The sequence below is a fragment of the Polaromonas sp. P3_A5 genome (assembly GCF_056403055.1).
In genome coordinates, this window is record NZ_JBFUGF010000005.1 from 64,606 (window position 1) to 87,906 (window position 23,301).

At 60.4% G+C, this 23,301-nt stretch carries 23 protein-coding genes; 14 read left to right on the forward strand and 9 right to left on the reverse strand.

Annotation, left to right across the window (positions count from 1 at the left end):
* Positions 1-46 precede the first annotated feature (46 nt).
* The 3 genes from AC1DU8_RS22455 (at position 47) to AC1DU8_RS22465 (ending at position 1,514) form a co-directional block, all read left to right on the forward strand.
* Complete coding sequence (locus AC1DU8_RS22455; RefSeq protein ID WP_457282025.1) at positions 47-292, forward strand: GlsB/YeaQ/YmgE family stress response membrane protein; 246 nt, start codon at positions 47-49, stop codon at positions 290-292.
* A 288-nt stretch (positions 293-580) separates the two neighbouring features.
* On the forward strand, positions 581-1,018 hold the full coding sequence (locus AC1DU8_RS22460; RefSeq protein WP_477727261.1) for an Hsp20/alpha crystallin family protein: 438 nt from the start codon (positions 581-583) through the stop codon (positions 1,016-1,018).
* Between the two features lie 109 nt (positions 1,019-1,127).
* The gene (locus AC1DU8_RS22465; protein ID WP_477670746.1) at positions 1,128-1,514 is read left to right on the forward strand and encodes an Hsp20/alpha crystallin family protein; all 387 of its coding nucleotides are present in this window, start codon (positions 1,128-1,130) and stop codon (positions 1,512-1,514) included.
* A 30-nt stretch (positions 1,515-1,544) separates the two neighbouring features.
* On the opposite strand, the gene AC1DU8_RS22470 is transcribed toward AC1DU8_RS22465, so the two are convergent.
* Positions 1,545-1,922 (reverse strand): nuclear transport factor 2 family protein, encoded by a 378-nt coding sequence (locus AC1DU8_RS22470; protein ID WP_477727262.1) that lies wholly within the window; start codon positions 1,920-1,922, stop codon positions 1,545-1,547.
* A gap of 192 nt (positions 1,923-2,114) precedes the next feature.
* Positions 2,115-2,540 carry a YybH family protein gene (locus AC1DU8_RS22475; protein ID WP_477727263.1) on the reverse strand — a complete coding sequence of 142 codons (426 nt, stop codon included), beginning with the start codon at positions 2,538-2,540 and terminating at the stop codon, positions 2,115-2,117.
* Between the two features lie 315 nt (positions 2,541-2,855).
* On the opposite strand from AC1DU8_RS22475, the gene AC1DU8_RS22480 reads away from it, so the two are divergent.
* The 7 genes from AC1DU8_RS22480 to AC1DU8_RS22510 all read left to right on the forward strand — a co-directional run bounded on the left by AC1DU8_RS22480 (position 2,856) and on the right by AC1DU8_RS22510 (position 12,699).
* Entirely contained in the window at positions 2,856-4,055 is a 1,200-nt protein-coding gene (locus tag AC1DU8_RS22480) for an SIR2 family NAD-dependent protein deacylase (protein ID WP_477727264.1), read from the forward strand.
* Entirely contained in the window at positions 4,052-6,094 is a 2,043-nt protein-coding gene (locus AC1DU8_RS22485; RefSeq protein ID WP_477727265.1) for a helicase HerA-like domain-containing protein, read from the forward strand. Before AC1DU8_RS22480 ends, AC1DU8_RS22485 begins: the two co-directional genes overlap by 4 nt.
* Before the next feature lie 393 nt (positions 6,095-6,487).
* A complete protein-coding gene (locus AC1DU8_RS22490; RefSeq protein ID WP_477727266.1) occupies positions 6,488-9,217 on the forward strand; it encodes a polysaccharide deacetylase family protein in 2,730 nt (909 codons plus the stop codon).
* Between the two features lie 58 nt (positions 9,218-9,275).
* Complete coding sequence (locus AC1DU8_RS22495; protein WP_477727267.1) at positions 9,276-10,034, forward strand: tRNA-uridine aminocarboxypropyltransferase; 759 nt, start codon at positions 9,276-9,278, stop codon at positions 10,032-10,034.
* A 140-nt stretch (positions 10,035-10,174) separates the two neighbouring features.
* Entirely contained in the window at positions 10,175-10,543 is a 369-nt protein-coding gene (locus AC1DU8_RS22500) for a hypothetical protein (protein ID WP_477727268.1), read from the forward strand.
* Between the two features lie 109 nt (positions 10,544-10,652).
* Positions 10,653-11,552 carry a hypothetical protein gene (locus tag AC1DU8_RS22505; protein WP_477727269.1) on the forward strand — a complete coding sequence of 300 codons (900 nt, stop codon included), beginning with the start codon at positions 10,653-10,655 and terminating at the stop codon, positions 11,550-11,552.
* Positions 11,553-11,778: 226 nt separating this feature from the next.
* Positions 11,779-12,699: a hypothetical protein gene (locus tag AC1DU8_RS22510; RefSeq protein ID WP_477727270.1), complete on the forward strand. Its 921-nt coding sequence runs from the start codon at positions 11,779-11,781 to the stop codon at positions 12,697-12,699.
* 164 nt (positions 12,700-12,863) lie between these two features.
* Here the strand turns inward: AC1DU8_RS22510 and AC1DU8_RS22515 are convergent, their stop codons facing one another.
* Positions 12,864-13,058 (reverse strand): hypothetical protein, encoded by a 195-nt coding sequence (locus tag AC1DU8_RS22515; RefSeq protein WP_477727271.1) that lies wholly within the window; start codon positions 13,056-13,058, stop codon positions 12,864-12,866.
* A 201-nt stretch (positions 13,059-13,259) separates the two neighbouring features.
* On the opposite strand from AC1DU8_RS22515, the gene AC1DU8_RS22520 reads away from it, so the two are divergent.
* The 3 genes from AC1DU8_RS22520 to AC1DU8_RS22530 are packed head-to-tail and all read left to right on the forward strand — an operon-like array spanning position 13,260 to position 16,088.
* On the forward strand, positions 13,260-14,072 hold the full coding sequence (locus AC1DU8_RS22520; protein WP_477727272.1) for a MipA/OmpV family protein: 813 nt from the start codon (positions 13,260-13,262) through the stop codon (positions 14,070-14,072).
* A 32-nt stretch (positions 14,073-14,104) separates the two neighbouring features.
* Positions 14,105-14,812, forward strand: coding sequence for a response regulator transcription factor (locus AC1DU8_RS22525; RefSeq protein ID WP_477727273.1), 708 nt, complete (start codon positions 14,105-14,107; stop codon positions 14,810-14,812).
* A 7-nt stretch (positions 14,813-14,819) separates the two neighbouring features.
* On the forward strand, positions 14,820-16,088 hold the full coding sequence (locus AC1DU8_RS22530; protein WP_477727274.1) for a sensor histidine kinase: 1,269 nt from the start codon (positions 14,820-14,822) through the stop codon (positions 16,086-16,088).
* 198 nt (positions 16,089-16,286) lie between these two features.
* Here the strand turns inward: AC1DU8_RS22530 and AC1DU8_RS22535 are convergent, their stop codons facing one another.
* From AC1DU8_RS22535 to AC1DU8_RS22560, 6 genes are all read right to left on the reverse strand, one after another.
* The gene (locus AC1DU8_RS22535; RefSeq protein WP_477727275.1) at positions 16,287-16,994 is read right to left on the reverse strand and encodes a B3/B4 domain-containing protein; all 708 of its coding nucleotides are present in this window, start codon (positions 16,992-16,994) and stop codon (positions 16,287-16,289) included.
* 71 nt (positions 16,995-17,065) lie between these two features.
* Positions 17,066-17,965, reverse strand: coding sequence for an AraC family ligand binding domain-containing protein (locus AC1DU8_RS22540; RefSeq protein ID WP_477727276.1), 900 nt, complete (start codon positions 17,963-17,965; stop codon positions 17,066-17,068).
* A 72-nt stretch (positions 17,966-18,037) separates the two neighbouring features.
* On the reverse strand, positions 18,038-19,042 hold the full coding sequence (locus tag AC1DU8_RS22545) for an ABC transporter ATP-binding protein (RefSeq protein WP_477702699.1): 1,005 nt from the start codon (positions 19,040-19,042) through the stop codon (positions 18,038-18,040).
* The gene (locus AC1DU8_RS22550; protein ID WP_477689763.1) at positions 19,039-20,013 is read right to left on the reverse strand and encodes an ABC transporter ATP-binding protein; all 975 of its coding nucleotides are present in this window, start codon (positions 20,011-20,013) and stop codon (positions 19,039-19,041) included. The genes AC1DU8_RS22545 and AC1DU8_RS22550 overlap by 4 nt, the downstream gene beginning before the upstream one ends.
* Positions 20,010-20,951 carry an ABC transporter permease gene (locus AC1DU8_RS22555; protein WP_477727277.1) on the reverse strand — a complete coding sequence of 314 codons (942 nt, stop codon included), beginning with the start codon at positions 20,949-20,951 and terminating at the stop codon, positions 20,010-20,012. Before AC1DU8_RS22555 ends, AC1DU8_RS22550 begins: the two co-directional genes overlap by 4 nt.
* 15 nt (positions 20,952-20,966) lie before the next feature.
* Positions 20,967-21,938, reverse strand: coding sequence for an ABC transporter permease (locus AC1DU8_RS22560; RefSeq protein ID WP_457282003.1), 972 nt, complete (start codon positions 21,936-21,938; stop codon positions 20,967-20,969).
* A gap of 468 nt (positions 21,939-22,406) precedes the next feature.
* Between AC1DU8_RS22560 and AC1DU8_RS22565 the strand changes: the two genes are divergently transcribed.
* Positions 22,407-23,301, forward strand: an 895-nt coding sequence (locus tag AC1DU8_RS22565) for a porin (RefSeq protein ID WP_477727278.1), incomplete at its 3' end; no start/stop codon positions are given.

Genomic DNA, 23,301 nt, shown 5'->3' on the forward strand with positions numbered 1-23,301 from the left:
GCTGTTGCCCGCGCCCCGGGTTTCCTCATTTTTTTAGAAAGACGCTATGTCGATTATCTGGACCATCATCATCGGCTTCATCATCGGCTTTGTCGCCAAGTTCCTGATGCCCGGCCGCGACCCTGGCGGCTTCATCATTACCGTGCTCATCGGTATTGCGGGCTCCTTCCTTGCCACCTACCTGGGCGCGGCCATGGGCTGGTACCAGCAGGGCGAAACGGCCGGCTTCATCGCCGCCGTGCTCGGCTCCATCGTGCTGCTGCTGGGCTACCGCCTGATCGCCAAGCGCTGAGCAGGCCGTAAAAACGCCAGCCAGACGCCCCGGTGCATTCACGTGCACCGGGGCGTTGTGCTGTGCGGCTCACGCGTGGGTGCCTTGCGAAAAAAGTTTTAAACCTGACCGCCGCGCCGCTGCCTGGGCCGCCCTTTTGCAGGCCCGCTGCGCCTGCAGTTGACGCGCGCAAATTCCCTCTTGAAATTTTTTTGGCAATTCCTACATCCTCTTCCCGGGCGCCGGGAATCGCTTTTTTTTGGCGGCTTTCCGGCGCACTGATGTTCAACCCGTATGGAGGTTTTCGCCATGTACCGATCGTTATTTCCGCGCGACATGTTCGCCGAACTCGATCGCCTGCAGCGCGACGTGCAGCAGGCCTTCGATCTGTCTCCCAGCATTCGCGGCTTTGGCCGCAGCAGCTTTCCCGCCCTGAACATTGGCGGCACGCCGCAAACCGTAGAGGTGTATGCCTTTGCCCCGGGCATTGACCCGAAGTCACTCGACGTCAGCCTGGAGCGCGGCCTGCTCACCATTGCCGGCGAGCGCAAGACTGAACTGCCTGAAGGGGGCGCGCAATCGACGCTGCACATCAATGAGCGCTTTGCCGGCAGCTTCCGCCGCGTGCTCACCCTGCCCGACGACGCCGATCCCGACGCCGTGAACGCCAGCTTCAAGGACGGCCTGGTCCACATCACCATCCAGCGGCGCGCATCGGCCCAGCCGCGCCGCATCACCATCCAGTGAAAGGAGGCAAACCATGAACTACGCGAACAACCAAACCGGCGGCAGCAGCAATAGCAACAACAACGGCGCCGCACGCAGCAACGGCAACGCAGGCACCACCGGCCGCAGCATGCAAACCGGGCAAGCAAACGAAGTGGCGCAGAAAGACACATCGCGCTACGCGAACGGCGCACTGACGCCGCCCGTCGATGTCATTGAAGACAGCACCGGCATCACCCTGTATGCCGACCTGCCCGGCGTGCCGCGCGACAAGCTGCACCTGCAGGTAGAAGCCGACACGCTGACGATTGATGCCGAGTCAGCCCTGTCCGCGCCCGAAGGTTTGCAGTCAACCCACACCGAAGTGGGGCTGGGCCGCTTTCACCGCGTGTTCACGCTCAGCAAGGAGCTCGACACCGAGAAAGTCAGCGCCGAGCTGGCGAACGGCGTGCTGAAGCTGCGCATACCCAAGGCGCAGCACGCACAACCCCGACGCATCGAAATCAAGGCCGCTTGATCGCACCCCCGCACGGCCGGGCCGGCCTGCTTACCTGGCCGGCACCGGCGTGCGCTGCGCCGGGTCGTAGAAAAACGTTTCCTCGGCAATGCGCTCGCCTTCCCAGCGCTGGTAAGCCAGCTCTTCCATGCGCATGGTGCTGCCGTCGGCCCACACAAAATTGAACACCCAGCGAATGACGACCTTGTCACCGCTGATAAACACCGGCCGCACGCAGGTTGACGTGACCGACTTCACCCGCGCCATCACTTTCGCCTCACCCTCCACCAGCTTGTCGCGCCCACGGCGCGGCGGCTGCTGGTTCTCTTGCATGGTGGCGTCGGGCGTATAAAACTCTTCAATCGCTTCGGTGTGCGCGTTTTGTTCAACGCGGGCAACAAAGCGTTCAACGGTTTCGGGCGTGGGCATGGATTTCCTTGGCTTGTCTGTTTGATTGACGGCTGTTGATGCACGTTGGTCTCTTGCCGTTTCATCGCAGCCAAAGTTCAACGGCAAAGCGCAAGTGTTGCATGCCGTGCCATTTGCTGCAGACAGCAATGGCCATCCCGACCACGGGCCAGGATCATTCAGGTTTCAAAGGAAGAAAAAGAAACTCCAGCACTAACCTGGGCGCTTGGCAACTTCAACCAGTGGGTCCGCATGCCTGTGCACCAGCTTCCAGGCATCACCTTCGCGCCTGAACACCTCGGTCACACGCAGCTTGTTCGCCACGGGCTCCGGCTCACCCTTCATGCGGGCCTGCGCTTTTTGAATGCCCGTCCAGAAAGCGACGGTGTCGCCCGCCGCCATATCAAGAATCTCCAGCTGGGTCGTACTGCCCGCCTCAAATCGACCGGCATCCTGCTGGTAGCGCGACCACACTTCCTGCGTGCCCCGCACCACCCCGCCGCCCGGGCTCATAAAGGTGGCCGGTGACTCCTGCGCCACAACACGCCCCAGCGGCGCCGCGTCACCACTGACATACGCGGCTGCGACGTGCTGCCGCTCTTTCATCAAGGTTTTGAAGTCTTGCTGCTGTTTGCTCATCTTGTCTCTCCTTAAAAGATCAAGGTAAGCCCGATGCGTGGGTAGCCGCGTAGGACAAGGGAGGAGGGGGAAAGCGGAGAACTCGTACCGCAGCGGAGTTTTGGTGAATATTCACACATGAAATTGATACGTCCTAGCGCTTTGACCGCGGAAACAGCCTAGCGACGCATTGGCTTCAGGTTCATGATGAATGTCACAAATTGTTAGTGCCTCAGCAATCAGCCGCTTCTCCCTACGAGGACTGATGTTGATGCCAATCAACCAACAAGTGAGAACGAAAACTATGTCAACAAAACTGAAACTAGAAAGTGCCCGATGACCGTCACCGTCCACAATCCCGATCAGTACATGTCGGGGCTTCGGCAGATCATTGCGCAAGGCCGAAAACGTATTGGGCTACTGGTCGGAGCCGGAGCTCCAGCCGGCATATTTGCACCGGGAGCAAGTGGTCCACTTATTCCTGCAGTAGCAGGACTAACAACCTTGGTACTCGCCGATCTTCAGAATGAATATGGTGTCCAGCTAAACGCTATTCAGAAAGAAATAGCAGGAGCAAATATCGAAACAATTTTGTCCCGTGTCCGTAGCCTAGCGAGTGTGATCGGGAAAACACAAATTCACGGCCTAGACGGCGACGGCTACCGCTTATTGAGTGAAGCCATTTGCAAAATAATAGGCAAGGTCGTTAGCCAGCCGCTATTCGAAGGGACTTCCGCTTACACGGAGTTCGTTACATGGATTAGCGGAACAAGCCGAGACTACCCGATCGAAATTTTCACAACCAATTACGACCTTTTATTTGAGCAAGCACTTGAGAGAACTCGAGTTCCTTACTTCGACGGTTTTACAGGTGCAAATAAGCCATTCTTCGACCCTTCATCGGTGGCAAGCAATGACCTTCCGCCGCGTTGGACGCGACTGTGGAAACTTCATGGCTCTCTAGGTTGGTCGGCCAACAGTCGAGGGGAAGTAATTCGAACCGGGGATGCATCTGCAACTCATCTCGTATTCCCCGAGCATTTGAAGTACGACCAAACACAAAAAGCACCTTATGCGGCGTTATTTGATCGTCTAAGGGGGTTTCTGATGACGCCCGATACGCTTTTAATTGCCACAGGCTTTTCCTTTGCAGACGCGCACATCTCAGCCCGCATTGATGAGTGTCTTGCAGCAAATCCTTCAACCAGTGTTTTCGCTTTTCAGTTCAAGCCATTGGATGAGGAAATTCATGCCAAAGATATTGCAAGTCGGCGTGCCAACATGAGTCTGTATTCGCCAGATAAAGCGATGATCAATGGCATCGTTGCGCCCTGGGTTCCAGGAGACCCGCCAACGCGAGACTGGGGGCCGATTCGAGCCACGTATTGGGGCACCGATGAAACTGGCGGCGGCGCTCAATTTCAACTCGGACGATTTGACCGTCTTTCCAAATTCTTTGCATCTTCCAAGGCGGATCAACAGTTTCCCATGTCGTCCACAACAACGGCGCCACATGCATCGGAAGGCCTTGCGTGACTGAAACACCCACACTGCTTGGTCAAGTTGGATCTGTAACCGGAGCAACCATTAGCGTTCGGCAATCGCCGAATGTTGCCTCGGGTATAGCCATCATCGGAGGAAAAACCTATCGCATAGGTCAAGTGGGCAGCTTTGTGAGAATTCCTCAGGGATATCACGATCTATACGGGATTGTCTCGGAAGTGGGAGCAAATGCCACACCTGAAGCTCAACGGCGCTTTGACGACCGTGGGGAAAGATGGATGACTATCCAGCTTGTTGGAGAAGTAGTTGGTGCTTCTTTTGAGCGAGGGATTAGTCAGTATCCCAGCGTTAATGACGAAGTCCATTTAGTCACCGAGCAAGATTTAGCGGTCATATATGGCTCGGGTGACGCCGGTCAAGTAGCCATTGGACGGCTGGCAAATGCGGAGGGGATAGCTGTCCGCGTTGATCTAGACAAACTGGTTACTCGCCACAGCGCGGTACTTGGCTCTACCGGCGCTGGTAAATCCACGACAGTTGCTAGCCTTCTGCGCTCAATAGTTGTTGGAGACGGCAGCGACACGAATCTAGGATTTCCGAGCGCAAGCATTCTGCTCCTAGATATTCATGGCGAATATAGCCGCGCGTTGAAATCTACAGCGACGGTTTTTAGAGTGAACCCTAGCGAGGGAGAACGACCTCTACATATTCCATTTTGGGCCTTGGACCCGGTGGACTTACTCACTTTCCTGATGGGTAAAGTCGAAGACAAAGCGATGAGCCAAATCCTCGATCGCGTTCTTGATTACAAAACTTCACTTGCTCAAACGTTGACTTTTTCCGGATTAGATGTTTCTTCGATGACTGCAGACAGTCCCATTCCATACAGTCTTAAAAAACTATGGTCCGAGTTACTAGACCCAGAAATAAAGACGTGGGAAGACATCGCAAAAACTAAGCCGGCGCTCATTGAGATCGGCGACGCAGAAACACTGAAACCACCTAAGTACAAACCAAACGGGCTGGGATCAACAGCGCCGTTCTTGAACAATATTGGCATTCTCAGTATTCGGCGACAACTTGATCAGATGCGCTCGCGGTTGCTTGACAGGCGATACGATTTTCTACTTCATCCCGGCACGTGGGAGCCTGATCTAGACGGAAATACGAAGCAAGATTTGCCGGACCTAATGGCCACATGGCTCGGTCACGGCAAGCCAATAACCATTTTGGACTTGTCTGGTATTCCCAGCACAGTTCTGACTCAACTGATAGCAGCAATCCTAAAAATCATCTATGAAGGATTGTTCTGGGGACGTGAAAAAAGCGAGGGCGGCATCCATCGCCCAATGCTTGTCGTTATGGAAGAAGCGCATAGATACCTCTCAAAAGAGGGCGGAGGGCCTGCACGTGACATCGTGCAGCGAATTGTCAAAGAAGGCCGAAAATTTGGAATCGGCGCAATGATCGTGAGCCAAAGACCCTCCGAGGTTGACGAAACTATCTTGTCTCAGTGCGGAACATTCATAGCGCTCAGACTTTCGAATTCAGCTGACCGAGCAAAAGTTCAAGGAGCGCTACCAGACAATCTCGCTGGCATCGTAGAGAGCCTCCCAGTATTAAGAACTGGAGAGGCAATCATTACAGGCGAAGCAGCAAGACTGCCTCTAAGGTGCAGGATTGCACTTCCAAATGAGGAACACCGTCCTCAAAGCGAAGATCCTGCGGTATCACGCCGATGGAAAAGCGCGCATATCGACGAAGACTACAGCAGGCTTGCAGCTGCATGGCGTGCTCAAAATCCTTTGTGGACTGCCGTTTATACGAACAGAGAAAAACTACAACCAGAGGAGATTGAAGTTATGGAAAAGGAATTGGTGAGCTCATCCACGATTGTCTCGATTGGCTACGACACGGCATCCGAGACTTTGGAGATCGAATTTAAAACGGGTGGTGTATACCAGTACTACAACGTCCCGGAAGCTGTTTATCAGCAATTGATGGCTTCGGACTCCAAAGGGAAGTTTCTACACATTTATATTAAAAATTCGTTTGCATACTCTCGCATTTGAAGTAATGACACACACCGGTGGAATAACTATTAGTGTTGTCATCCATCTAAGTAAACGAGGGTGTACTGAATGCAACATGATGAATGGCGATTGCAATGCCACACAGAAATAGCCCCTCAAGCGTCTCTAATCCTCCCATCCACCACGCGGTCTCCCGCCGCCTAGCGCGCCCAAACCCTTTCTGGCCCGTGGGCGGTCCATGCAATGCGCGCTGCGCCAGTTGTCGACTGATCTCCAACTAGGGTGAGCCTTGCGCCCGGCCGCGCCTACACATGCGGCGTGCCTGGTCATGATCGACATTGAGTCACTCAAGACCAGCAACACAGGCTAGCTACAACGCACCAAATGGTAGATTTAGAAAATGCCCAGCCCCGGGCCGAATAAAAACAACCCATGAACAATAAAACCAAGATCGCCCTCGCCGCAGCCGGAGGAACCCTGTTACTGGTAATGGCTACCGCCATCGTCATTACCCTTGACACGGACCATAGCAAGAAAGACGCACCACCGCCTGCGACGGCTTTGGCCGCAGCACCACTCGACACCAGCAAGATCCTGACGGGCATGCAGGACCTGCTGGCCAGCTATCGAAAAATCATCGTGCTGTTTGCCGACGAGAAAAAGCTGGGTGCGGGCGAGCGGGCCATGGCCAACCAGGTGGGGCAGGGGCTGTTTCATGACAACCGTGCGCGGGTGGCTGAGATTGAGGCGCAGCTGGCGGCGCTGGTGGCTTCCGGCAACCCGCAGCGATTTGATGCGATTGCGGGAATCCTGGACTATGTGGAAAGCGACAAAAACCTTTTTGACGCTGACCGGCTGGCTTTTCGGGAGCTATTGCGCAGCCTGCAGACGAGTGTGGCGGCTGATTCGTCACTGCCGGCCATCAAGCTGCACAAGCGCATTGGTGAAGACCTGGACGCGCTGGTAGAAATTGAGCGCAACTACGAAAAAGAAATTCGCCTGGTGTTCGGCCGCTTTGAGCCGCGCGCGATTGAGCTGAAGCGTGAGCGCTGGGAAGACTATGTTGCCAGCCTGAAGAAGCGCTACACGCGCGAGCAGATTTTGAAAGACTTTGGCGTGGTGATGCCCTACGCGCTACCCAAGCCCACCACGCGCAAAAGCAAAGACGAGGAAGAGGGCGAGGTGTTTGGCTACAGCCTGCCGCCCAAGACCATCGTGCTGACGTTTGACGACGGCCCGCACGGCGTTTACACGAATGAAATTGCGGCCATCTTGAAGCAATACAGCGTGCCGGGTATCTTCTTTCAGGTGGGCAGCAACCTGGGCACGGTGGCGGCTGATGGCAAAACCAAGCTGGGGCCGCGCGCAGACATCAGCCGCAAGCTGCTGGAAGCCGGCCACACGCTGGCCAACCACAGCATGACGCATGCGCAGCTTTCAAAGCTCAATGGCGCGGGCCTCAAATCAGAAATGCTGGGCACTGATGAATTGCTCAAAGCGGTGGATGCACGGCGCTCGCCGCTCTTTCGCTTTCCGTATGGCGCGCGCAATGACGAAGGGCTGGATGTGCTGTCTGCCGCACACCTGCGCTCTGTCATGTGGAACATTGATTCGCTCGACTGGGCCGACCCGGTGCCCAGCTCGATTGTGGAACGCGTGCTGAAGTCGGTAGAAAAAGAAGGCCGCGGCATTGTGCTGTTTCATGACATTCATGAGCGCACGGTGAAAGCGCTGCCGGCCATTCTGGAGCGCCTGGTGGCCGACGGCTACCAGTTTGCGAGCTGGGACGGCAGCGGCTTTACCGTGGCCAAGGGCTCTGGCGTGGCGCCCGCCCCGCAGGCGGCCAACCCGGGTTACAGCGATTCGTGGGCCATTGTGATTGGCATTGACGACTACGCCAGCTGGCCCAAGCTGCAGTACGCCGTGCGTGATGCGCGTGCCATTCGCGAAACATTGATCCAGCGCTTTGGCTTTGTCGCCGACCACGTGATTTCACTGGAAAACCGCGAGGCCACACGCACCGGCATATTGGCCGCCTTTCACGACAAGCTGGCGCACAGCGGCATGAAGAAAAACGACCGGCTGTTTGTGTTCTTTGCCGGGCACGGCGCCACACGGCAGCTGAGCTCGGGCCGCGACTTGGGCTACATCATTCCGGCAGATTCAGACCCGAACAAGATCGCGACGGACGCGGTGCCGATGACGGAGCTGCAGAACATTGCCGAAAGCCTGACGGCCAAGCATGTGCTGTTTGTGATGGACGCCTGCTACAGCGGGCTGGGCCTGACGCGCGGCGCGGGCTCTGGCAACTTCTTGCGCGACAACGCCAAGCGCCTGGGCCGGCAGATGCTGACGGCCGGGGGCGCCGACCAGCTGGTGGCCGACGGCGGGCCGAACGGGCATTCGGTGTTTACCTGGACGCTGCTGCAGGCGATGGGCGGCAAGGCCGACCTGAACGGCGACGGCCTGATCACCGCGACCGAGCTGGCCGCGTATGTGGCGCCGGCCGTGGCGTCGGTGTCGCGGCAGACGCCGGCCTTTGGCAGCCTGCCGGGCTCGGAAGGCGGCGACTTTGTATTTGCGCTGCCGGCAGAGGCCGAGTTTTTGAGCGCGCAGACGAGCCAGCTGTCTGGCGACGCGATTGCATTGAACAGCAAGCTGGACGCCACGCGCCCGCCCGCTGCCCCGCCGACTGCCGGCAGCGATGCGCCGGTGACGGCGCCACCCACGGCAACCGTGGTGGTGAAAGACCTGCAGGGCGGTGAACAAAAAATCACCACGCCGCTGGCTGTGCCCAGCTCGGCACGGCAGCTGGCCCAGCGCGCCAATGACCGCGGCCTGCAGCTCTATAAAGAAAAGCTGTATGCCGAAGCCGAAGCCCAGTTCACCGAGGCGCTGAAGCTGCGCCCCGACTTTGCACTGGCCGCCAACAACCTGGGTTTTGTGTATTTCAAGCAAGACAAGTTCAAGGAAGCGGCACGCTGGTTTGAGAACACTGTAAAGATGGATCCGTCGCGTGCAGTTGCCTACCTGAACCTGGGCGACGCCCATGCGCGGGCGGGCGATGGCGAGAAGGCGAAGAAGGCTTTTCGCAACTACCTGGAGCTGGCACCGAACGGGCCGGGCGCAACCCATGCGAAACAGGAGCTTGAGAAGGCCTGATGCTGCTGAAGCAGGCTGGAGTTGAAGTGGCCTGGGGCGATTTGGCGATACTCTGCCTATGACTTCCACCTCCCCAGCCGCTCACGCAGTTTCCCGGCTGCGCACTGCGCGTCTGGCGCGCGCCTCCAAACCCTTCCTCGCCCGCGGCGGCCCGCGCAATGTGCGCTGCGCCGGTTGCCGCCTGATGCCCAGCCACTGCATGTGCGCCCTGCGCCCCAGCGTGCCCACGCGCGCGGGCGTGTGCCTGGTCATGGCCGACATCGAGGCGCTGAAACCCAGCAACACAGGCTGGCTGATTGCCGATGTGGTGGCGGACACGTTTGCGTTTGAGTGGGCGCGCACCGAGGTAGACCCTGCGCTGCTGGCCCTGCTGGCGGATCCGCAGTGGCAGCCCTACCTGGTGTTTCCGGGCGAGTTTGTGGCGGCTGAGCGGGTGGTGGCGGATGTGTTGCCTGCCGGCTCATCAGATAGCCAGAATGCCAAACGCCCACTGTTTGTGCTGCTCGACGCGACATGGCCCGAGGCACGCAAGATGTTTCGCAAGAGCCCCTACCTCAACCACTTGCCGGTGCTGAGTTTGCAGAGCGAGCAGCTCTCTCGCTACAAGCTGCGCCGTTCGCAGCGCGACACGCACTTTTGCACGTCTGAAGTGGCCGCCCTGTGCCTGGAGCTGGCCGGTGAAACGCATGCGGCGCAAACGCTGGAGGCTTACCTGGATGTGTTTACCAACCGCTATTTAAAAGCCAAGCAGCAGCAGCCGCTGGATCTGGAAGATGCGGCGCATGCGCAATTGCGCAGGCTAGCGCACCCCTGTTGAGGCTCACTTCGTGTAGCCTCCTCTCCCCTTGCAGGGGACGCGCGCCTTGCGGCCGGCGAAGCCGGACCGCGGCCCCTGCTGGTGAATAACTCGTAGTCGTTACTTCGTCACGCGCTGACATACCGCTATAGTCCCACCCCATGGATAGACCCCCTTACCTGCGCAAGCGCCGGCCGGCCCCTGACGAGAGTGAAGGCCTGCTGTGGCGGCTGGTAGCTGCGCTGGTGGCGGTGCCGCTTTTTGAGGTGTCACTGTTTCTGGGCATGTACCTGATTTACCCGTCGCGCGGTGTGGCGTACTTTTTTATGTCGATTCCGCTGTGGATGCACGGTGTCTACGTCGGCACGGCCGTTCTCATCGGGCTGCTGTTTGGCTTCAAGGGCATCACCTGGCTGCTGGGCCACCTCTTCATGACGCACCATGAAAACGAACGCAACCGGCTGGTGACGGCGCTGCTGTGGGGCGGGCTGGCGGGGCTGGCGTTTGTGGCTTCGCACTTTGTGCCTTAGTGGCATAGTCCGCGCGCTGACATCTGCTTGCATTGAGCCCGGCGCCGCTGGGCGGCCGCTGTAATACATTCACTGCCTTCCTCACCCTTTCACCACCACCTGGATACCCATGCGCCCAAGCTCCCGGCCTCTTTGCACCACGCTCGCCACCTTCGCACTCACCTTGCTGCCGCTGGCCGGCGCGCAGGCTGTTACCCCGGCTGAACAGCCGTATGTCGGTGGCTACACCCAGGGCTCGGTCGATTCGCGTGCGCAGCTGATGCTGCTGGACGACAACACGTTTTGTTTTAGTTTCATGGGCGGCTCGCTCGACATGCTGGCTGGCGGGCGCTGGAAGGCCGAAGGCAACGGCGTGCGCCTGCAAGAGGTACGGCAAAACGGCTCCGTCTTCCCCGTCTTTGGCAAGCAGGTGCTTGAGCAGAAACAGACCGTGGAGTTTGACTTTCATGGCCATTCGCTGTCTCGCGCGGTGTCGGTCGCGTTTGCCACGGGCACCGACGAGGCCTTGCCGACCAGCCTGCGCCGGCTCTTCAAGGACGGCCACAACGGCTGGTCTTCCAGCTACAAGCTGCCGCCCATGCCGGTGGCGCAGGTGCGCTACTTTTATATGGCCGACGCGGAAGTCGATGCCAACGGCCAGCCCAAGCAGCTGCGCGTGGTGCAGTACCGGCCCGGCAATGCGAATACGCTGCGCGTGGGCTACAACCCGGCGTTTGGCAACCCGCCGCTGAACCAGTTTGCCACGCTGAAAGATGGTGAAGTACTGCATGTAGACGGCAGCCGCTTTGGCCCGCGCAAGGAGCTGCCGGAAAAAGCCCTGGAAAGAATACGCTCGGCCTGCATACGGCCAGCGCTGGCGGAGGCCAAACGCCCCAGCGAAGAAGAAGCCGCAGAGATAGCGGCCGGACGCGCGACGTCCGCGAAACAGCCGCCGCTGGTGCCGGTGAAAACCTTTTACCTGCCGCTAACGGCCCTGCAGGGCGCGCCTTACTTTTCTGAAGACAAGTAGGCTGGATGTGTCGCTGCGGCGGGCGCAATTTGCTACCAAATTAATAGCTGTTCGCGCAGACTCCTATTGGGCTACAGGCACTTTTTATGCTTGAAGAAGCCCAACAGGGCTGCCTCCTTCGCCCCGGGCCACTGCCGCGCACCGCAGCGCTGTTATTGATACCGGCGCAGCCAGGCACCCGCTGTAATGCATTCATTGGCTTCAACCCCCACCGGACTCACTGCCCATGCGCTCCATCTCCCAGCCTCTTGGCACCACGCTTGCCGCCTTCGCCCTTACCTTGCTGCCGATGGCCGGCGCGCATGCGGTAACTGCGGCTGAAAAGCCGTATGTGGGTGGCTACACACAAGGCTCGGTCGATTCGCGTGCGCAGCTGATGCTGCTGGACGACAACACTTTTTGCTTTACCTTCATGGGCGGCTCGCTCGACATGCTGGCCGGCGGGCGCTGGAAGGCCGAAGGCAACGGCGTGCGCCTGCAGGAGGTTCGGCAGAACGGCGCGATCTTCCCCGCCTTTGGCAAGCAGGTACCTGAGCAGAAAGAGACCGTGGCGTTTGACTTTCACGGCTATTCGCTTTCGAACGCAACATCTGCCGTATTTGCCACTTCCAGCAATGACACGCTGCCCACCACGCTGCGCCCGCTGTTCAAGGAAGACCAGAACAACTGGTCTGACAGCTACAAGCTGCCGCCCCTGCCGGCGGCACAGGTGCGCTACTTTTATATAGGCGACGTGGAGGTGGACGCCAACCGCCTGCCCAAACGGCTGCGCGTGGTGCAGTACCGGCGCGGCGACGCGAACACGCTGGCCGTGGGCTACGACCAGTCGTTTGGCAACCCGCCGCTGAACCTGTCTGCCACGCTGAAGGGCGAGGTGCTGCATGTAGACGGCAGCCGCTTCGGCAAACGCGACGAACTGCCAGGCGAAATCCTTGAAGGCATACGCGCAGCCTGCATACGGCCGGCGCTGGTGCCCGGCGCCAAACGCCCGGCGGAAGAGGGCAGCGAAGAAGAAGCCCAGGACAAAGCCGCCGCAGCCTTGGGCAAGGTGGTGGTGCGGAATGCGCCGCTGGCGCCGGTGAAAACTTTCTATCTGCCGCTGACGGCGATGCAGGGCGCGCCGTACTTTCCCGGCACGGAGAAGTAACTCAAAGCAGGCCACGGCTGATTACCGTGGGCGGCCGCGATTTGCTCCTGAATTAATAGCTGCTCGCGCACAGCCTTATTGGGCTGCAGCCACTTAAAATTGCGATTGCGCATTGAGGTTGGCGGACCCGCAGCCCGCGCACCACCTTTCCCGGCATCACCTCCTCATCGCTTGCGCCCGCGCAACGCGCCGGGCTTGCCAGTCCATGCGCCCAAAAAAAACATCGAAAAAAGCGGCAGCGCGGCCGTGGCGGAAGGGTCGTGCTTGAGCGGGTGCGGGTTTGTTTCGGCGCGGGCAAGGGCTGCGGGCCTGGCGGCCGGAGAAGGTGTGGCGTAAGGGCGGGCTTGGCGTTTTGTCATCCTGATGGGTCCGGTTTCAAAAAGGGAAAAGGAAAGCAAAGGCGGTGATGGTCGGCGCTGGCTGTCGCCGGGATGTCGCGATGCGTGCTTCCACACCGCATCCCGGCCGCGACATCTCCGCGACAGGGGCGCGGCACAGTGCGTCCAGCCTGGCGATCCGCCGGCGGCCTTTTTCCAAAAACCGTCCAAGAGGAGTTCCCTATGAAGCGCAAATCTGTTGTTGTTCCCGCCGGTGTGGTGTTGCTGTCGGCGCTCACGGGCGTTACGGGCATTACGGGCGCCTATGCGCAGCCGAAGCCCGAGCCCGGGGCTTCACCCTGGGGCCTGGGTGTGGGCGTGGCGGCCCGAACCGACATTTACGCGGGCGAAAGCACGAAGCTGCGCGCAGTGCCGCTGATCAGCTACCAGGGCGAGAAGTTCTTCTGGCGCGGCATCAGCGGGGGTTACCACTTGCTCAGCCGCGACGGTTTCACATTTGATGCCACGCTGGGCGCCCGGCTGGCCGGCATCAAGAAAGATGATTTCGGTTTGGCCGAACTCGCGGCCCGGGGCATCAACCGCAACCTCCTGGAAGACCGCGACGGCGGCCTGGACCTGGGGATTGCCGGGTCCTTCAAGGGCCAGATGGGCGTGGTGGAGCTGGCGCTGAAGGCCGATGTGTCGGGCGCGAGCAAGGGTTACGAGGCCTCGGCCAAATACGGCTACCCGCTGCAGTGGGGATCGACCACGATCACGCCCAACATCGCGGTCAGCCATTACTCGGCCAAGCTGGCCAACTATTACTACGGAACACTGGACACGGAAGTCGCCCGCGGTGTGGTGAACTACAAGCCGGGCAGCGCGGTGATTCCGCGTGTCGGTATTGAGGTGATGCGGCCCTTTGCCGACAAGTGGATTCTGGCGGGCGGCCTGTCTTACAGCGCGCTGCCAAACAAGATCCGCAACAGCCCCTTGGTGGACAGGGACGCTAATGGAGTAACTTCTGTTTTTGTCGGGGTTTCGAGGAAATTCTGACACCCGCCGCGCCACCACGCGAAAGAACCGAGATGGACATGATTGAAGGCCCCTTGAGCATCCTGATCGTCGAGGACAACGCGCCCATGGCGGCGAATATCTACGACTACCTGGAAGCCTGCGGCCACAAGCCCGACGCGGCGCCCGACGGCAAATCAGGCCTGGGCATGGTGCAGGCGAATCACTACGACGCGATCGTGCTGGACTGGATGATGCCGCGCATGGACGGCCTGACGATGCTCACGCAGCTTCGGTGCGAACTCAAGTCCAGGACGCCGGTGATCATGCTGACGGCCAAAGACCAGCTGGACAACAAGCTGCAGGGCTTTGAGGCCGGGGCCGACGACTACCTCGTCAAACCCATCGCGCTGCCGGAACTGGAAATGCGGCTGCGGGTGCTGGTAACGCGCAGCCATGCGGCGCAGGCCCCGGGGCAGGTGCTGGAAGTCGGCGACCTGCGCTTCAACCTGCAGTCGCTGGTCGTGACCCGGGGAGACCGCGAGCTGTCGCTGTCACCGATCAAGCGGCAGATACTGGAGGTCTTGATGCGGCGCTCGCCGCACGTCGTGAGCCGCGAACACCTGGAGTCGCAGATCTGGGGCGAGCGCACACTGGACAAGGACATCCTGAGGTCGCACATGCACCTGCTGCGCAAAGAGGTCGATGGCGAAGGCGCCCCGAAAATCCTGCACACCGTGCTCGGGCAGGGCTACAGCTTGCGGGTGCAGGATGGCGAATAAACCGCGCATGTTCGACCTGCATTGGCGCATCAGCGCCCTGTTCGTCGCTTTCGGGGTGTTGCTGGCCCTGGGTGTCATTGTCTCGGTCGGCTTCGGCCAGGTGATGATCACGCACCCGGTGTGGGAGCAGATACTGCGCTCGACCACCCAGCATTACATTGCCGGCAGCACGGGCAAGCAACCCGTGCCTTTGCCGACACAGGGCGCCTACAAGGGATGGCACCTCAAGAGCGGCACGGCCTTGCCCGCCGACATGCCGCCCTACCTGGCCACGCTGCCCGCCGGGTTCTACAGCGAACAGGATCTGGACCGGTTTGACGAGCACGACTACGCGGCCCTGGTCACGCCGGTCGCGGACGGCCGCGTGGTCACCGTCATTGACATGACCGACATCGAGCAGCTGCAGAACAAGGTGGGCATCGGGGGCTTGATCTTTGTGCTGGTCAACCTGGCGCTGGTGGGCGCCACGCTGCTGTGGCTTCACGGCAGCCTGCGCAAGCCGGCCAGGGCCCTGGCGCAGCACATGGAAGCGCTGGACCCGGAGCAGCCGTCGCAGCGGCTGTCGGTTGATTACCCGCAGGCGGAGCTGCACGACATCGCGGTGCAGGTCAACCGCCACCTTGAAAGGGTGGAGCGCTTCATCGAGCGGGAACGCAGCCTGCTGGACCAGGCCAGCCATGAGTTCCGCACCCCGGTCGCCGTGATCAGCGGCGCGGTGGACGTGCTGGCCAAACAGGCGCTGCCCACGCAGGCCAAAGGCCCGCTGGACCGGATTCGCGGCACGGTCGACAACCTGACCGAAACCATGGGCGCCCTGCTTTACCTGTCGCGCGAGCCGGATGGCAACGCAAGGGTGGAGACCACCCGGGTCGACCTGATTTTGCAGGAGCTGATGCAGGACCATGAGCACCTGCTGGCCTTCAAGCCCGCGCGCTATGTGCTGGTCGAGTGCGTGAGCCTTTCGGTCAATGCGCCGGAAGCGATGGTCAGGATCGTCATTGCCAACCTCCTGAGGAATGCGGCCGAGAACACGCAGAAGGGGGACGTCACGGTCAGCCTCACGCCGCAAAGGCTGCGGGTGAGCGACTCCGGTGAAGGCTTCGACGCGGTGGAGGCCGCGCGCAGCTACAGCGCGGCCTTGCAGACGTCGATGAAGCCCGGCGGCGGCCGGGGGCTGGGGCTGTTTTTGACGAAGCGGATCTGCGAGCGCTTCAAATGGTCGCTGGCCATTTCGTCAGCGGTGAGCAAAGGCTCGGTGGTGGACATTCGCTTCTAGTTTCCAGCTTCTGGTTTCAGGCATTCACCGTGCCCGGAAAAGACGCGGGGTAACGCAGGGCGGCAGCAACGCCGGGCGGGCAGGACGGCCCCATGTTGCTACCAAATTAATAGCTGCTTGCGCACATTCTTATTGGGTTGCAGCCACTTTTTATGCCTGAAAATGCCTTGAAAAGACCTCAATCAGACCCTGCGACCTTTACCCACCCGGAAAATCAAACTGCGGCGCGGTGCTGCTGAGCACCGCGGTGACGGGCGCGGCCGGCCAGGCGGCGGCCAGCTCGGTGGCAAGTGTGCTGATGAGGCGGCGCACGTCATCTGCCGCCGCGGCGTGCAGGGCCTCGGCCACGATGAGCACGCTGTGCGTGGCGGCGCTGACCGCCGAGAGGCCGCTTTGCCGATTAGTCCAGCGGCGGGCGTGGGCTGCGGGCGGCTGGGCGGCGTCGGCAAAGATGACTTCGTGCGGCTCGGGGCTTTCTGTTTCGCCGCTGAAGGCCTGGTAGCTTTCAACGCCGGTGGCGTAGCGCACCTCCAGCTGCTGCGCCACCCGGGCCACGTCAAACACGGCGACGGGAATGGCGAACGCAATCGACACGGCGTTGCACAGGTCGACCAACGGGTGCAGCTGCGGCAGCGAACCTTCCTTGCGAAAGCGGCGCAGCAGTGATTCAGACGCGCAGCGGTACTGCGTGGGCTTGTGGCCCATTTTGGAAAAAGTGCGGCGCCAGGCCTGCACTTCGGGCAGCTCGCCTTCAGCACAGCCGGCAAGGCGGCCGGCAGCAATGGCGTTGAAACGGGCGACCTGAGCGGAGACGTCTGCATCGGCGGTGATGCCGCTGGCGGCCAGCACACCGGGCACCAGCTCGGGGTAGTCGGCCCAGATAGCCGGGGAATGGCGGAAGAACATGCGCGGCTGCCTTTTTTTAAAAAGTGAAACAGCGGCCAGCATGCCGCCGCGCGCACCAGCCGTCTTGAACGTTATTGCAGCGAGCTTTTGGCCATGGCCTGCTGCCAGGCGCCGGGCGTGAAGCCGAACTGGCGGGCGAACAGCCGCGTCATATGGCTCTGGTCGGCAAAGCCGCAGGCCGCAGCTGCCTGCGCCAGCCCGGCGCCGCTGCGGATGAGGCCGCGCGCTCGCTCGGCACGCTGCTGCAGCAACCAGGCGTGGGGCGTGAGGCCGAAGGCCCTTTCAAAACGGCGTAGCAGCTGAAACTTGCTGAGGCCGGCCGTGCGCGCCAGCTCCGTCAATGTGGGCGGGGCGAGCAGATCAGCAGCCAGGTGGTCGCGGGCGCGGTGCAGCTCAGGCGAAGAAGGTGAGGTGGACGATGAGACTTGCGATTGCGTGACAGGTGAAACGGCATGACGGTGCAGCAGCAAGGCACAGACGCGGACCAGCGCCTCTTCACACGCGAGGGGATCTGCACCGCGGCGCCCCGCACCGGCGTCCCACTGCTGCAGGTGGCCGAGCAGGTGTTGCAATGCTGTGCGCAGGCGCACGTCCCGCGCGACGGGGCGCGTGAGTTCGATGTCAGTGGCCCGCGAGGTGTCTTCCGCATCAGCCACAAGGGACGCGATGACCGCAGGCTCAAAGTACAGCATGCGCCAGCGCCGCGAAGGGCCGCCCAACGGCCGGCCGTCATGCACTTCACCGGGGTTGCACATGATGACGTCACCTGCATAAGCATCAACCGGGCCGCGGCCACTGGCCGAGCTTTGCGCGCCCTGCTCCATCAGCCCTACGCCATACACCGCATGCCAGTGGCGGCCGAAGTGGCGCGCGCTTTCCATCTGCGTGGCGTAGATGCCTGCCCACGGCGAGCCGAAGACACGGCCCTGGTGGGCGGATGATGCGGATGCGGATGCGGATGCGGAGGGCATGGGCGTCATGATGCCTCGGGAATGCGCGGCGCGCCAGCCCTCCTGGCGCCCTCTCAAGACGGCACCCTGGTGTCAGGGCTCCGCGGCTTTTGAAGTGGTGGTATTCAGATGGCAGGCCGATATTTGCGACGGCGCGACTTCGATCAGGGCCGGCCGGACTTCCCGGCAAATGGGCATGACATGCGGACACCGGGGGTGAAACGCGCAGCCACTGGGCACGTTCATCGGGCTCGGCATCTCGCCCGCAATCGGCCTGTACGTCAGCGGTTTTGCATCCATGCGCGGCGCGTCGGCAATGAGCGCCTTTGTGTAGGGGTGGTTGGGTTGGCTGAAGAGTGTTTCCGTTTTGGCCAGCTCCACGATGCGGCCAAGGTACATGATCGCCACCCGGTCGGCCAGATATTCCACTACCGCCAGGTTGTGGCTGATGAACAGGTAGGCAAGGTTCTGCTCTCGCCTGAGCTTCTGGAAAAGATTGAGAACCTGCGCCTGGATGGACACGTCAAGCGCCGAAACGGCCTCATCGCAGACGACCAGCGACGGCTTCAGGGCCAGCGCCCTTGCGATGGCGATTCGCTGCCGCTGCCCACCCGAGAACTGGTGCGGATAGCGTTCGCCGTAACTGGCGTCCAGACCCACCTGTTCCAGGAGGCCTCGCACGAAGGGGGCTTTGTCTTTGGCAGAAATCAACCCGTGATAGATGGCCGCCTCGCTGAGCAGCTGGTCAACACGCAGCCGCGGATTGAGCGAGCCATAGGGGTTTTGAAAGACCATCTGGACGTTTCGATGAACATCCGAAAGATAGGGCTTGCCCGGCACCTGGTGGACCACAACGTCACCGCTGGACGGTTCCAGAATGCCCGCGACGATCCGCCCGAAGGTTGATTTTCCGCAGCCCGACTCACCCACCAGGCCGACCACCTCTCCCGCCTCGATCTGCAGGCTGACGTCACTCACCGCGGACACCTGTTTGGGCGTCTTGCGAGCCAGCTTCAATTTGTGCGCCAGTTGCCCGCTCCAGGTTTGCGCGGCGCCAAACCGTTTCGAGACATTGGCCGCTTCAAGTATCGTGGTCATGAGTTGTGGGTGGTATAGGGATGAAAGCAAAGAAACTCCCGGTCATCTGTCCGGGTCAGGCCGGGCATCTTCGTGCACGCTTGCGTTGCCCGGCTGCAGCGGGGTGCGAACGCGCAACCGGACGGCAGATTGAGCAGGGGCGGCGTACTTCCGGGAATCGGCTTGAGCAGGGACCCGCGATCCTGTGACTTGGGCAATGAGTCGATCAAGCCGCGTGTGTAAGGATGTCTCGGCGACCTGATCACATCAGCGACCGCGCCTTTCTCGACAATGCGGCCGGCATACATCACGCACACGTAGTCCGCGAGGTCTTTCACCACACTCAGGTCGTGCGTTATCCATACCAGTCCCGTTCCGCGCTCTTTTGTAAGCTTGCGGATCTGGTAAAGAATCTGCGCCTGGATCGTGACGTCCAGGGCGGTCGTCGGCTCGTCGGCGATGATCACGGCCGGCTCATTGACGATGGCGTTTGCGATGGCTATTCGCTGGCGCATACCACCCGACAGCTCATGCGGATAGGCGCGCATCCTTTCGGCCGGCGCCGGAATTCCCACCGCGGCCAACGCGGCGCATGCACGCTCCGTGGCATCTGACCGTGATACTTTGGCGTGAATCCGGATGGTTTCCGTCAACTGGTCTCCCACCCGAATGACAGGGTTGAGCGACATCATGGGATCCTGGAAAACCATCGCCATCTCTTTACCCCGAATCCTGTTCCATTCGCGGGCGGAGACGGAACGCAGGTTATTTCCCCGAAGGAGAATTTCACCGGCAACGATTCGACCGGGAGGATCCACCAGGTTCATCAGGGACATTGCCGTCACGGACTTTCCCGATCCCGACTCGCCCACCAGGGCAACGATTTGCCCTTGCCCGACCGAGAAGGAAACGTCGTTCACCGCCCTGGCGACGCCGGCCTTGGTCTCGAAATGGGTGGTGAGCCCATTGACCTTTAACGCACTTGTGCTCATACCTGATCCAGCTTGGGATTGAAAACAACACGCAGACGATCACCGATCAGGTTGATCGACCCCACCAGGAGCACCAATGCCAACCCCGGATAGACCGAGATCCAGTATTTGTTCGTGAGCATGTACTCGAATCCATTGGCAATCAGCAACCCCAGCGAAGGTTCTGTCTGGGGAAGGCCGATACCCAGAAAGCTCATCGTTGCCTCCAGGCTGATGGCGTGCGCCGTCTGCAGGGTGCCGGTGACGATCAGCGTTCCCATGCAGTTCGGCAGCACATGCCTGAACATGATCCGCCTGGGGGGCAAGCCTTGCCCCATCGCTGCCTCCACATACTCTTTTTGTTGCTCCACCAACGCGGCCCCGCGCACGTTGCGGGCGTAGTACGCCCATTGAACAATGATCAGGGCCAGCAGGGTCTTGTCTACGCCCTGGCCCAGCGATGCCAAAAGTACCAGCGCGATCAGGATGGCCGGCAGGCTCAGTTGCAAGTCAACGATCCGCATGAAAAACGAATCAACACGTCCGCCAAAGTAGGCGGCCGTCAGGCCCACTGTTGTTCCGATACAAAGTGCGGCCAATGCACTGAGAAGGCCGACAGCCATGTTGATGCGAAGCCCGTAGAAGATTGCGCTGATCAGATCCCGTCCGGCGCCATCGGTGCCGAGGACATGCAGCATTCCGGTCGCTTCGCTGCGCGCACCTGGGATGAGTTCCGCGTCCACTATCGATACGGCGGCCAGGTCGTACGGATTTTGCGGTGAGAAAAGCGGTGCGCCCAGTGCCACGATGAGCAGCAGCCCAAAGACGACAAGCGCCACCGACGCGATTTTGCTGAGCAGGAATTGCCGCCGGATCCGGCTCCACGGGGTTTGCGCCGGCTGCGCCACTGGCAGGTCCGCCAGTTTTTCTTCCGGATTCAATGATTCGGTCTGGATCATGGGGTCACCTCATTTTTATTTGCTGCGGGCTCTGAGCCGGGGATCAAGAATCACATACAGGAGATCCACCAGAAGGTTGATGGAGACCACCAGAAGAACGGTGACCATCAGGTAGGCCACGACAACCGGCCTGTCGAGATGAAGGATCGAGTCAATGATGAGTTTGCCCATGCCCGGCCACGCAAAGACCGATTCGGTCACCACGGAGAAGGCAATGAGGTGACCGAACTCGAGCCCGACGGCGGTGACAACGGGGATCATCACATTCGGGGCGATGTGTCTCGCCAGGAGCCTTAACCCGGACACGCCTTTGGCACGCGCGAACCGCACGTACTCCTGTTGCACCACATCGCGGGTTCCGGTCTCCGTCAGGCGGATCACCATGGCAATCTGGAATATCGCAAGCGTCGTCGCCGGAAGGATCATGTGCTTGAGGCCGTCCCATGTCAGGAAGCTGAAGGCGACACCAAAGAGCTGTTCGGTGTCGCCTCGCCCGCCTGACGGAAGCCATCCGAGGTTCACGGAAAAGATGAGGATGAGGATGAGCCCCTTCCAGAACGTGGGAATGGTGACCCCCGCGATTGAAAATCCGGCAATGAGCTTGTGAACCCAGGAGTCCGGCATCAAGCCCGCGACGAGCCCGAGAGGGATCCCGATGGCCAGCGCCAGTATCAGCGCGACAAACGCCATCTCCAGGGTTGCGGGCATGCGCTCCAGAACAATTCCCAGCGCCGGCCGGTTGAAGACAAACGATTTGCCAAGGTCGCCCTCGACCGCGTGTTTCACAAACAGTGCGTATTGTTCGTAGATCGGCCGGTCCAGCCCCAGGCTGCGCGCCGCGACCTCTACCTCTTCGGTGGAGGCATTCGGGCTGACAAGCAGATGTATGGGATCGCCAATCAGGTGAATGCCCGTAAACGCGATGGCAGACATCAGCGCAACGACGACCAGGCTGTCGCGCATTCGCTGGAATATGGGCCCAAACATCAGATTGCGTCCTTATCTCTGCCTGCGACACGGGCCAGTAAGCACCTATATCGCACGCTACTTCGCTCGAGCCCGCGGTTCCCACCCAAGGAAACCGCAACAGACCCCCTATTGCACGTCACTTTCATCAAAAACTCCAGTCAGCGGGAGGCCTCCCGCCGATACGTCACGTTCGCACAACTACTCGCAATTTAGAGGCCAACCAACACCCTTGCCAGCTTTCACCTTGTGCATTCGCGGCAACAGCGCCGCGAAATTTCTTGACAGTCATCACCGCTTCATGATCTAGTTGTAACGCTGTTTGATACAGTGTATCGCTAGTCAATACAAAAAAGCAAGCGAGTTTTTCGGGATTTATGACGGTCGGCGAGGAGGGAAGCAGGAAAGACCTGGGCGAACTGCGCCCGTGAGCACCCATGCGGCGGCGAATGATTCGCCGCCATTTACAAAACTTTTCAGGAGTGAGAAATGAAATTGAAGATAGCCTGCCTGGCTGCGATTGGCGCCGGCGCAATAACCGCAATAGCCCCCGTCGCCGCGCTGGCGCAAAGCACGGTAACGATCTACGGGAGGATGGACACGAGCTTTGAGAACTCAAAGACCGGCTCCGTCACTCAGACTTTGATCACGGGCAACGCGTCCCGGTTCGGAGCCAAGGGAACCGAGGACCTGGGGGGAGGGCTGAAAGCGCTCTTTGGCCTGGAGATGGGAATCTCTTCGGATACCGGCGCGTCAAGCTCGCCCGTCTACCGCAACTCTTACGTCGGCATCAGCGGCGATTTTGGCGTGGTCAACATCGGCCGCATCGACTCGGCCGCGCCCAGCCGCACGCCGATCTATGCGATCCTGGGCCGCAACGTGGAGTACGTCATCCACGATGCCGGCGCCACCGCCATCGGCACCTCCATCTTCAACGCGCGCACACGTGTCTCGAACGCCATCGGCTATGCCAGCCCGGTGATCAGCAACTTCGTCTTCCGCGCCGGCCATTACTTCAACGGTGAAGGCCTGCCGGAAACCGCGGCCGGCCCGGTCCGCTTTGAAAGCGACTACAAGCAGACCGATGTCTCGCTGAGCTACGGCGAAGGCGGCGGCCCGCTGGGTCTGGGCGTCGGCTACGGAAGGGACAGCAAACGTGGCGGCGCCTTGCTCAATGATTTCAGGAACAAGTGGATGCTGGTGGGCTCCTACGACTTCGGGGATATCCGGGCCTGGGCGGTTTACAACCGCGACAACTTCCAGGGCAATGCGCTGTCGCGCAGCAAGGTGGATGCGCAGATGATTGGTGCCTCCTGGGACATCACGCCCAGCAGCAAGGTCATGGCCAACTACATCCGCAAGGATGTCCAGAGCGATCCGGCGG

Coding starts and splice junctions, on each gene's coding strand:
- AC1DU8_RS22555 (WP_477727277.1), bottom strand. CDS start 20,951: ATGATCCAGACCGAATCATTGAATCCGGAAGAAAAACTGGCGGACCTG.
- AC1DU8_RS22505 (WP_477727269.1), top strand. CDS start 10,653: ATGCGCCCAAGCTCCCGGCCTCTTTGCACCACGCTCGCCACCTTCGCA.
- AC1DU8_RS22460 (WP_477727261.1), top strand. CDS start 581: ATGTACCGATCGTTATTTCCGCGCGACATGTTCGCCGAACTCGATCGC.
- AC1DU8_RS22530 (WP_477727274.1), top strand. CDS start 14,820: ATGTTCGACCTGCATTGGCGCATCAGCGCCCTGTTCGTCGCTTTCGGG.
- AC1DU8_RS22525 (WP_477727273.1), top strand. CDS start 14,105: ATGGACATGATTGAAGGCCCCTTGAGCATCCTGATCGTCGAGGACAAC.
- AC1DU8_RS22515 (WP_477727271.1), bottom strand. CDS start 13,058: ATGACAAAACGCCAAGCCCGCCCTTACGCCACACCTTCTCCGGCCGCC.
- AC1DU8_RS22495 (WP_477727267.1), top strand. CDS start 9,276: ATGACTTCCACCTCCCCAGCCGCTCACGCAGTTTCCCGGCTGCGCACT.
- AC1DU8_RS22500 (WP_477727268.1), top strand. CDS start 10,175: ATGGATAGACCCCCTTACCTGCGCAAGCGCCGGCCGGCCCCTGACGAG.
- AC1DU8_RS22535 (WP_477727275.1), bottom strand. CDS start 16,994: ATGTTCTTCCGCCATTCCCCGGCTATCTGGGCCGACTACCCCGAGCTG.
- AC1DU8_RS22510 (WP_477727270.1), top strand. CDS start 11,779: ATGCGCTCCATCTCCCAGCCTCTTGGCACCACGCTTGCCGCCTTCGCC.
- AC1DU8_RS22540 (WP_477727276.1), bottom strand. CDS start 17,965: ATGCCCTCCGCATCCGCATCCGCATCCGCATCATCCGCCCACCAGGGC.
- AC1DU8_RS22560 (WP_457282003.1), bottom strand. CDS start 21,938: ATGTTTGGGCCCATATTCCAGCGAATGCGCGACAGCCTGGTCGTCGTT.
- AC1DU8_RS22550 (WP_477689763.1), bottom strand. CDS start 20,013: ATGAGCACAAGTGCGTTAAAGGTCAATGGGCTCACCACCCATTTCGAG.
- AC1DU8_RS22455 (WP_457282025.1), top strand. CDS start 47: ATGTCGATTATCTGGACCATCATCATCGGCTTCATCATCGGCTTTGTC.
- AC1DU8_RS22490 (WP_477727266.1), top strand. CDS start 6,488: ATGAACAATAAAACCAAGATCGCCCTCGCCGCAGCCGGAGGAACCCTG.
- AC1DU8_RS22475 (WP_477727263.1), bottom strand. CDS start 2,540: ATGAGCAAACAGCAGCAAGACTTCAAAACCTTGATGAAAGAGCGGCAG.
- AC1DU8_RS22465 (WP_477670746.1), top strand. CDS start 1,128: ATGCAAACCGGGCAAGCAAACGAAGTGGCGCAGAAAGACACATCGCGC.
- AC1DU8_RS22480 (WP_477727264.1), top strand. CDS start 2,856: ATGACCGTCACCGTCCACAATCCCGATCAGTACATGTCGGGGCTTCGG.
- AC1DU8_RS22520 (WP_477727272.1), top strand. CDS start 13,260: ATGAAGCGCAAATCTGTTGTTGTTCCCGCCGGTGTGGTGTTGCTGTCG.
- AC1DU8_RS22545 (WP_477702699.1), bottom strand. CDS start 19,042: ATGACCACGATACTTGAAGCGGCCAATGTCTCGAAACGGTTTGGCGCC.
- AC1DU8_RS22470 (WP_477727262.1), bottom strand. CDS start 1,922: ATGCCCACGCCCGAAACCGTTGAACGCTTTGTTGCCCGCGTTGAACAA.